5 protein-coding genes and 2 pseudogenes are annotated in these 8,987 nt (G+C 65.5%); 4 read left to right on the top strand and 3 right to left on the bottom strand.

What is annotated here, in order from left to right; all coding sequences use genetic code 11:
* Positions 1-124 precede the first annotated feature (124 nt).
* Positions 125-376, bottom strand: a pseudogene (locus ACLIYP_RS09900) (transposase family protein); the annotation flags it as partial.
* Between the two features lie 1,153 nt (positions 377-1,529).
* On the opposite strand from ACLIYP_RS09900, the gene ACLIYP_RS09895 reads away from it, so the two are divergent.
* Complete coding sequence (locus ACLIYP_RS09895) at positions 1,530-1,730, top strand: transposase (RefSeq protein ID WP_412712759.1); 201 nt, start codon at positions 1,530-1,532, stop codon at positions 1,728-1,730.
* Positions 1,712-2,071 (top strand): transposase, encoded by a 360-nt coding sequence (locus tag ACLIYP_RS09890; protein ID WP_412712758.1) that lies wholly within the window; start codon positions 1,712-1,714, stop codon positions 2,069-2,071. The genes ACLIYP_RS09895 and ACLIYP_RS09890 overlap by 19 nt, the downstream gene beginning before the upstream one ends.
* 91 nt (positions 2,072-2,162) lie before the next feature.
* On the opposite strand, the gene ACLIYP_RS09885 is transcribed toward ACLIYP_RS09890, so the two are convergent.
* A complete protein-coding gene (locus ACLIYP_RS09885) occupies positions 2,163-2,342 on the bottom strand; it encodes a helix-turn-helix domain-containing protein (RefSeq protein WP_412712757.1) in 180 nt (59 codons plus the stop codon).
* Positions 2,343-2,683: 341 nt separating this feature from the next.
* Between ACLIYP_RS09885 and ACLIYP_RS09880 the strand changes: the two are divergent.
* Positions 2,684-2,818: pseudogene (locus tag ACLIYP_RS09880) on the top strand (peptidase C39 family protein); the annotation flags it as partial.
* 155 nt (positions 2,819-2,973) lie between these two features.
* Here ACLIYP_RS09880 and ACLIYP_RS09875 read toward each other — a convergent pair.
* The gene (locus tag ACLIYP_RS09875; RefSeq protein ID WP_412712756.1) at positions 2,974-3,726 is read right to left on the bottom strand and encodes a transposase family protein; all 753 of its coding nucleotides are present in this window, start codon (positions 3,724-3,726) and stop codon (positions 2,974-2,976) included.
* Between the two features lie 916 nt (positions 3,727-4,642).
* On the opposite strand from ACLIYP_RS09875, the gene ACLIYP_RS09870 reads away from it, so the two are divergent.
* Positions 4,643-8,872: a LamG domain-containing protein gene (locus tag ACLIYP_RS09870; RefSeq protein WP_412712755.1), complete on the top strand. Its 4,230-nt coding sequence runs from the start codon at positions 4,643-4,645 to the stop codon at positions 8,870-8,872.
* Positions 8,873-8,987: the final 115 nt, after the last annotated feature.

Below are 8,987 nucleotides of genomic sequence, written 5' to 3'. Positions count from 1 at the left end.
GCGCCAACACCCGCACCAAGAGGATCATGAGACAGATGCACGGACGCGCCGGATTCGACCTCCTCCGGCACCGCATCCTCCTGTCCTGACAACTACCCGATGTCACCACCGACTACGGGCCAGAGCCGAACGTTTGACAGACCCGCACCCGGACCCGCACCACCACCCAGCGCCCGTCGACCGGCACGTCGGCCACCGTCCGCAGCTGATGGCCGTGCACCCGTCCTGACGATGCCCCGCACGCCGGGCAGACCGCAGCGCCCCGCGGCGTCCGTGCCCGCACCACGATCCGCTTCCTCTCATCGATCACATCCTCGATGACCAGCGGGGACAGCCCCGAGAACACTGTCTGGACAAGCTCGTCGACATCCTTCACACGGACATCAACGACCCTCGCGACTCTCCGTCACCACCGGATGTGAGACAGGGCCGATCGTTTTACAGTCCCAATGCTCGAGAGGGAGTGGGCCTGGAGAACGGCGATATTGAAGCAGATGGCGTTCGAGATCTGATCAATGAATCTGGAAATAAGCACGGCTGCCATACTTGCGATGCCACGACCCCCGGCACCAAGAACGGGGACTGGATTCCGGATCACCAGCCACCGTCTAGTCTTGTTGCTCCGGGATCTCCTCAGACGGCGTATCCTCACTGTCTGTCCTGCGCCAGGCGGCAAGGTGGAGTCGTCTCGCAGCTTTCGCAAGGAAAGAGCAAGAAGAAATGGTAGCTAACGGCCCTGTGGTTTCATTCCTGGCAAAAATCGAGCACGGATGCCTGATCTTGCGGGATGCGGGGAGTAGCAACGATGTCAGTGACTGGGACCCGGCGTCGAGCAGTTGGCATAAGGAAGGCAGTTCACTCATCTTCGGCGTTCAGGCCAGTGTCGACGGTCCTGTCGAATGCGAGGTGTGGAAGTCGGTTCCGCCTATGGTGCTTCCTGCGAACCTCTTTGAGGTGCCTCTCCCGTGTCGGTCCGGATGGCTCGTGTTGCACGATCCGAACGAATACGCCCGAATGCAATTCACGGGATTTCGTGGCTCTGTGATCTGTTCGGTAATGGTAGATGATCCGCAATTTCCGTCAAAGGTTCAGATCTTGCTGAGGAAAGGAGATGAGTAGCTTCTTTGCTCGTAGAAACGGTCGAGGATTCATTCGGATCCTCGCCGGTTTCTCGCGTGCGCGTGAGAGTGTCGTTCCGGTGAGGGATGCCAACCTTCCCGCGCCATTCTGAAGTGCAGAGTTGAAGCCCTGTGGGGTGCAGGCCCTTTGAAAAGTGATTTTATGCCCGGATTCGTCAGGCCAGCCCGAGGGCGGTGAGAGACCTCTGGGGTCCCGGCTGGTGTGGCGAAATGCTGATGCGATGTTGGTGTGACCGTCCTGTCGGTGGACGCCGGTGGCGAGGTTCCGCGGGCCTGCCGTGATCCGGGGTAGATGCCGGGCGCGTGTCTTCAGTGGAGTCCTTGCCGGAGGTGACATTGCGGACGTGGCGGGACTGGTCCTCGATCTTTCAGTGTCCGCGGATCCAGGTGGTGAGCTCGGCTCCGGTGGCCGTGCCCGGCTGGCCCTACTCGGTGATCTGCGTGCTGGAGACGGGGCGCAGATCGTGGACCGTGCCGCTGGACGTACTGCGTCTGGCCCCGGGCGATGACGCCGTCACCGCCACGGCTGACCAGATGCGTGAACTGGTTGAGCGGCTGGTCTCAGCCGGGCAGTGGGGGAGGGAGACCTGATCGTGGTGGACGCCGGATACGACGTGCCCCGCCTGGTCTTTCTGCTCAGAGATCTGCCGGTGCAGGTACTGGGCCGGATGCGCTCGGACCGGGTCGTCCTACGCCGCGCGGTCCCGCCTTGTGAGCCCGACGTCCGGGGCCGGCCGCGCCCCACCATGGAGGGCGGTCGTCTTCGGTGCCCTAATCTCCTGTTAGGGAGGACGAACTGGGACAGGGAAGACGCCAGGGGACGTGACTGGTCAGCGCAGGATGCGGCGTCCGGCTTTGGCCGGTTCGGCGACAAGCGGTCGCATGGATACTGTGCACCGCGGCCCTGCCGGGGTGCGGCCAGGGCATGTTGAGCCTGTGTGCTGCCGTGGTCCGGTACGGCGCGCTGGTGAGGAGGCACTCCGTTCGAAGGGAAGGGGAACCAGACCGTGAAGCGTGTCTGGATCACCTTGTTGTGCGGCACTTGCGCTCCATCCATTCCCGGATTTCGGCAGGGGAGAAGCGCAGTTGCCAGCCGATGCGGAAACTGGGGATGGCTTCCTTGGCGTGGTTGTCGTAGATCCAGGAGACGGGCTTTCCGAGGAACTCGGCCAGGGCAGCGACATCCCAGAGCGGCTCGGTCATGGTGCCTCCGTATGACTTGATCCTCTGGTGAGGACGAAGGTATGTAGGGGGAGCGGCCGCGCCAAAGGCGTTGTCCGTTCCTCTGGTATGCGGTCACCCTCGGTGAGAGGTAGCCGTCTGGGTGGGGGAGCGTGGTGAGGGGAGGGCGCTGGTGTCCCGGGCCGGTGGGCGGAGTCAGCACCGAGCCAGCACGACGGGCCCGAACGGACCGGAACGGGCGGCAACAGGGGTCAGCACCGAGTCAGCACGGGGGCGGCGTGAGCCCGTCCGCAGGGGACGGGCCCACGCCGTTGAACTGGTCGTTTGCCGTTCGGTGCCGCTTCTGGTACAGCGCGTTGTAGCAGTTCGAGAACATCTGGCTGAGGACGAAGCGCTACAACGAGAAAGGCCAGGTCAGAAGCGGTACGGGAGGCATCTGCTACATCCTCTTCCCGGCAAAGCCCTCCCCGGCCCTGCGCGCGCTCGGCATCCGCTGACCCGGCGTCGCCTCCGCGGCCGCGACACCCGTGCTCCGCCGTGACTCCGAGAAGCCAGTGCTCCATCCGAGAGAACGCCTCAGCGGAGGGGAACACTGTCACTCGGAGTCACGGTGGAATCCTTTTCGTCGTACACTGAACCTTTTCCATCTTGATCAGCTGGCGAGTTCGAGGGCGACGACGGCACGGACGACGGCGGTGGTCCGGGTGGTGCTGCAGCGGAGCTTCCGCAGGAGCCGCCAGTACTTGAGAGTCGCCATGGCGCGTTCACCCAAGCTGCGGATCTTGGCGTGATCCCGGTTGTGACGCCGGCGCCAGCCGCGAAGATGCTTGCCCCGGATCGGGACACGGATCGCGGGACCGGCGCCCTGATACGCCTTGTCGGCCCAGCACTTGACGTCATCGGCGGCGAGGACAGCGGGAATGCCGTGGGTCCGGGCCGCGGTCAGGTCGTGAGTGCTTCCCGGCAACGCGTCCGAGGCCCAGATCAGGCGCCCGGCTGGATCGGCGAGGACTTGCACGTTCATCCCGTGGTGCTTCTTCTTGCCCGAGTAGAAAGGGCGGTCGGCGGCGATACGGTCGATCGGCAGCACGGTGCCGTCGAGAATCACGTACGCCTTCTTGCGTGCGGTCGCCATGGCCTGCTCCAGCGTGGGCGCGAGAGCAGCCAGGAGGTCGACGGCCTCGCGTATGTAGCGGTAGGCCGTGGCGATCCCGATGCGGAAACCCGCGGCGAGGCGGGCGTAGGTGTCACCGCAGCGCAGGTGGGCCAGGACGAGCAGGGCCTGCCGGCTGCAGGTGAGGCGACGCCATCGGGAGCCGATGCGGCGTCGGTGAACTGCGAGAAGGCCGGAGAGGTGCTGCAGGGCGCGGCTGGACAGATCGATGGCGGACGGGTAGACAAGCACGAGAGCTCCTGGCGGACTGGTGATCTTGGTCGTGAACCCGTCTACCAGGAGCTTTCTTCATGCCCGCCACCGGGGTCGCTGGTCCAACCACCCGTCAGGTTGGAAGAGGCTCCCTGTGCGCCGTCTGAAAAGCAGGGCACGCAAGCGGGTCTCTACCATGCCCATCGAGCCTTTTCCAGCCCGTCTGCGGTACGGCCGTAATCCATGGTCTCCGGCCGGTTTCGGCGTCGTAACCGCCACGGTGTGCCGGGACGCTCCTGGGTCCGTCGAGCTTCCGGCTGCATGTGCTCCGGACGTCTGTGCCGCCGCACCGGCAGCGACTCGGAAGGCGTCCCCGATCCTGGACGGCGTGCTGTTGCTGACCGACCGCATCGCTCGGGCAGGTAAGGAAGGCACGGGACGAGCGTCTTGGTATCGCTGATTTGGTGGGAAGGCCGGTGCGCCGTGCCCGCACCGGGCCGTCGACGGCCCGGTGCGGGCACCCTGCTGCGGCCGCCGGGTAGCAGGGCTTGGAGAACGTTCCACTGCTGCGATACGTCCGTCGTGCGAGACCCACCGTCTGCAGATGTACGGCTCCCTGGCAGCGGGACACAGGGGTGTATGTGACATGCCGTCTTCGGTTCGTGACGTGCCCCCGATCCACCTTGAACGTGAACTTGGCGTATACGCAGGAGATGTGGCACACCCTCAACTTCATGTGAGGTTAATCACCTTGTCGTGAGGTGTGATTGTTCCGTAAGCGGTTTTCGAGAGCTTTTTCCATGCTGGACAGGCAGTTATGCGACCTTTAATTTTCTCACGGTGATCAGTCAAGATCACTGCAGATGGAGGGTCCTTCGGGGCCGGGGGAGGGGGGCTGGTGGGCGGGTCTGTGCGGACAAGCCTCGGCAACAGGGGCCTGGTCGGATCACTGGCAATGGCGGTCACCGTGGTTGTGGCGCCGCTTTCCGAGGCCGGGCCGGACCACATCGACATCTCCTCGGAGACACGTACCGCGTCGTCCACGTCGACATCGCCGGAGACGGCGCTGACGGAGGAGGCAGCGCACGCGAAAGCGGTCTCGACCAACGAGAAGGTCGAGATCATCTCGCAGCGCGGGGAGTCAAGCGAGGTCTACGCGACGCCGGAAGGCCATCTGGAAGCGGTCCAGCACCTGCGCCCGGTACGCGCCCGTGTCGACGGCGAGTGGAAGCCCGTCGACAACACGCTGCACCGACGCGGCGACGGCGCGATCGTTCCGGGCGCCACGACCGTGGACATGGTGTTCTCCGGTGGAGGCAACGGGCCGCTCGTGACGCTGGGGCAGGCCGGTCGCACGCTGTCGATGTCATGGCCGAAGTCGTTACCCGCGCCGACCCTCCAAGGAGACACCGCGACTTACGCTTCCGTGCTGCCGGGAGTCGACCTCCAGGTACGGGCGAACACGGATTCGTTCTCCCACCTGCTGGTGGTGAAGTCGGCCGAGGCTGCGCTGCATCCGGAGCTGGCGGAGCTGAAACTGGCGATCGGCGGCAAGGGCCTGAAGGTCATAGAGACCGGATCGGGCGGGTTGCAGGCAGTCGACATCAACGCGGGCGGAGTGGCCTTCGAGGCGGCGCAGCCGGTGATGTGGGACTCCCCCGTTTCTCCCGCTGCGGAAGAGTCTCCGGCTGCGGCTGAGAAGAAGACGAGCGTGACCTCGACCGAGGGTTCGCAGGAGACCGGTACCGCCGCAGAGGGACCCGGGGACGGGGCGATGCTGGCCCCGATCGGGGTCGAGGTCACCAACGGCGGGTCCGAGTTGCGGCTGACACCCGACCAAGCGCTGCTGAAGGACCCGGACACCCGGTACCCGGTTTACATCGACCCCCAGTGGTATACGCCGAAGGCCGGCGAGTGGACGATGGTCTCCCGCTACTGGGCAGACTCTCCCCAGTGGAAATTCAACGGCAAGTCGGATGCCGGCATGGGGTACTGCGGGTGGGACTACTGTGCCCCCTACGACCTGAAGCGGCTTTTCTACAAGTTCCCGACCTCCAGATTCGCCGGAAAAACGATCCTTTCCGCCCAGTTCATCGCAAAGGAGACGTACTCCGCCTCGTGCGACGGCCGGACGGTGCAACTGTGGAGAACGAAGAGCTTCAGCTCGTCCACGACGTGGAACAGCTCGTCCGACAACTGGCTGGAGCACCTGGACACCCGTGACGTGGCGCACGGTTACAGCGCCTCGTGCCCCGCCGACGACGTGGAGTTCAACGCCAAGAAGGCGGTGCAGTACGCTGCGGACCACTCCTCCTCCTACACGTCCTTCGGACTGCGAGCGGGGTACGAGGACGACAAATACGGCTGGAAGCGGTTCTCCGACGACGCCTACCTCCGGGTGCAGTACAACCGTCCACCCAAGCAGCTCGCGATGTCCCAATTGCGCATGGAGTACGGCGGCACCTGCAAGAAGCCGGACTACAAGGCGCGAGTGCGCACCCTGGGCAAGATCTACGCCGAGGACGTGACAGACCCGGACGGGGACACCGTGTCGGTGGAGTTCGAGGCGAAGTGGGACTCCGGTGACGGGCAGGGCCTGATCCGACGATGGAACCCACCGAAGACGTCGTTCAAGAAATCCGGATCGACGTTCTCCATCTCACTGCCCTCGTCGGTGCCGGCGAACAAGACGGTGCACTGGTACGCCCGGACCTACGACGGGGCGCAGTACTCGCCGTGGTCGTACACGGGTTCGGCGACCGGCTGCTACTTCGTTTACGACCTCTCCGTTCCCGCAGCGCCGAGCATCGCCTCGGGGGACTACCCGGAGTCGAACCCCGAGAACCCGGATGACCCCTGGTACGACGGGGTGGGCCGTTACGGCTACTTCACCCTGGACTCGTCAGCCACCGACGTGAACCAGTACCGGTTCGGGATCAACGGCGACCCGACGTCGCCGAACTCGATCCAGACCTCGAGTGGAGCGGCGAAGACGGCCCGGATCAAGCCGGTGAAGTCCGGCGTCAACTTCGTCACCGCGCAGGCGTTCGACCAAGCGGGCAACGGCAGCGAGATCCGCACCTACCAGTTCCGGGTCAAGGCCGGGCAGCCGGAGCGCGCGCAGTGGCGGCTGGACGAGTCGGCCGGCGTCACCCAGGCGGAGGGCTCCTCGCCACCGCGCACAGCGGAACTGCACGGGGCGACGCCCGGGGTGGAGGGTGTGCTCGGCACCGCGGTGTCGTTCGACGGCGTCGACGACTACGCCAGCACCGACATCCCGACGGTAGACACCTCCCGGGGCTTCGCGGTGTCGGCGTGGGTGAAGCTGTCGAGAATGCCGGACACCGCGGCGATCATCGCGGCCCAGCCGGGCAACAACAGCCCTGGTTTCGAGCTGTACTACTCCAAGGCTTACGACCGGTGGGCGTTCAACCAGTACTCGGCCGATACCGCCGACGCCAAACCGGTGCGCGTGGCACCGGATACCGCAGGCGGAGTGAGCGCCGACCGCTGGACCCACCTGGTGGGCATGCACGACATGACGCTGAAGGAGCTGCGTCTCTACATCGACGCACAGCTCGTCGGCACCGTCCCCTACACCACCGCCTGGGACGCGCGCCGGGGGTTGCAGATTGGAGCGGGCAGCTACAACGGCAGCCAGGGCTCCTACTTCCCCGGTGTCATCGACGAATTGCAAATCTTCGACAAGCCGGTCACGCAGGCCGAGGTGACCGCACTGTTCAGCAAGGAGCCGATCGGCAACGGGCGGCCCGCGCGAACGGTGTTCAACCTCGACGAGCCGGCCACCGCGACGCAGATCACCGGATACGCCGATGTCAAGCCGATGGTGTTCAAAGGCGGGGTCAAACCGGGGACGGCGGGCGCTGACGGCAACGCGGCAGAGTTCGACGGCGTCGACGACTACGCCGACGCTGGCGCACCGCACGTGAACACCGAGGGGAGCTTCTCGGTCGCGGCGTGGGCGAAGCTCCCGGCGACCCGGCCGAGCAAGGCGGCGATGGTGGTGGCCCAGTCGGGCAACTACAGGAGCGGACTCGAGTTGTACTACTCGGCCGCCTACGGCTGGTCGTTCAACCAGTACTCCGCCGACACCGCCGACGCGACACCGATCCGCGCGGCACAAGGCAGCACGGACAAGGTCGTCCCTGATGAGTGGACCCACTTGCTGGGAGTGCACGACACCGTCGCCAACGAGCTGCGGCTGTACGTCAACGGCGCATGGGTGGCGACTACACCGCTCGGGAAGGCTTGGTACGCCGGGAAGTCCACCCTCATAGGCGCGGGCAGGTACAGCGGTTCGATGAGCAACTTCTTCCCCGGCCAGATCGACGACGTGCGGATGTTCGACCGACCGCTGTCGGCAACCGAGGCGAAGGAGCTTTTCAAGAACCGACCTCTGGTCAAGGGACGGTGGAAGCTGGACACGGCCAGTGGCAGCCCAGCCGTCTCCCCAGACGACTCCACCGGGAGACGCGGAGTGACGCTGAGCGGCGACGCGGTCATCGACGACTCAGGCAGCTCCAACTACGTGGGCACCGGCAGCCTGCTCCTGGATGGCGACGGTGACTACGCGGCCACCGGCACCTCACCGGTGGGGAGCACCACCAGCTTCACGGCGACCGCGTGGGTGGCCACCGCTGCACGACCGGATCACAAGGTCACGGTGATGTCCCTGGCCGGATCGGTCAACAGCGGTTTCGCCGTGCGCTACGTACCGGATTCCAAAGATCCGGCCAATGCCGGCCGGTGGCAGCTCGAGATGACCGGAGCCGACACCTCCGGCGCCGACACCGTGACCTCCGAGCACGCCAATTTCCAGAACAACACCATGTGGAACCACATCGCCGTCGTTTACGACGCCTTCTCCGACCAGATGAGGCTGTACGTCGACGGCGAGCTGGAACAGGCACTGTGCCTCGACAGTGACGACGACGGGGCGCCCGACGATGCGTCTTGCACCGAGCGCGTGTCGTGGAACAACGACGTGCTGACGTTCAACGCCACCGGCGGCCTGCAACTGGGCCGGTCGAGGACCGCAGGAACCTGGGGCGAGTATTGGCCCGGCGCCATCGACGACGTGTGGGTGTTCCAGGGCGCGGCCAGTGAGGTACAGATCGCCCGCCTCGCCAACGGCGAGGATCTGGCCACTTCGCCGGGACCCTGACCTACGCGGCGCCGGGGCCCTTCGGACCGCCGAAGGGCCCCGGACGCCACTGCGGCCCGGTTCCCCGGGCCTTCACAGACGGCACCGAAACCCCCATGACGGCATCCCCACCCGG

This window comes from Streptomyces nanhaiensis (genome assembly GCF_046614825.1).
GTDB classification, from domain to species: domain Bacteria; phylum Actinomycetota; class Actinomycetes; order Streptomycetales; family Streptomycetaceae; genus Streptomyces; species Streptomyces radiopugnans.
The sequence above is the reverse complement of the archived record's forward strand: the minus strand, read 5'-3'. Positions and strand labels throughout refer to the sequence as shown.

Bases quoted from the DNA above. Each gene is read 5' to 3' on its own strand.
- ACLIYP_RS09885 (WP_412712757.1), bottom strand. From the start codon at position 2,342: ATGACCGAGCCGCTCTGGGATGTCGCTGCCCTGGCCGAGTTCCTCGGA.
- ACLIYP_RS09870 (WP_412712755.1), top strand. From the start codon at position 4,643: ATGGCGGTCACCGTGGTTGTGGCGCCGCTTTCCGAGGCCGGGCCGGAC.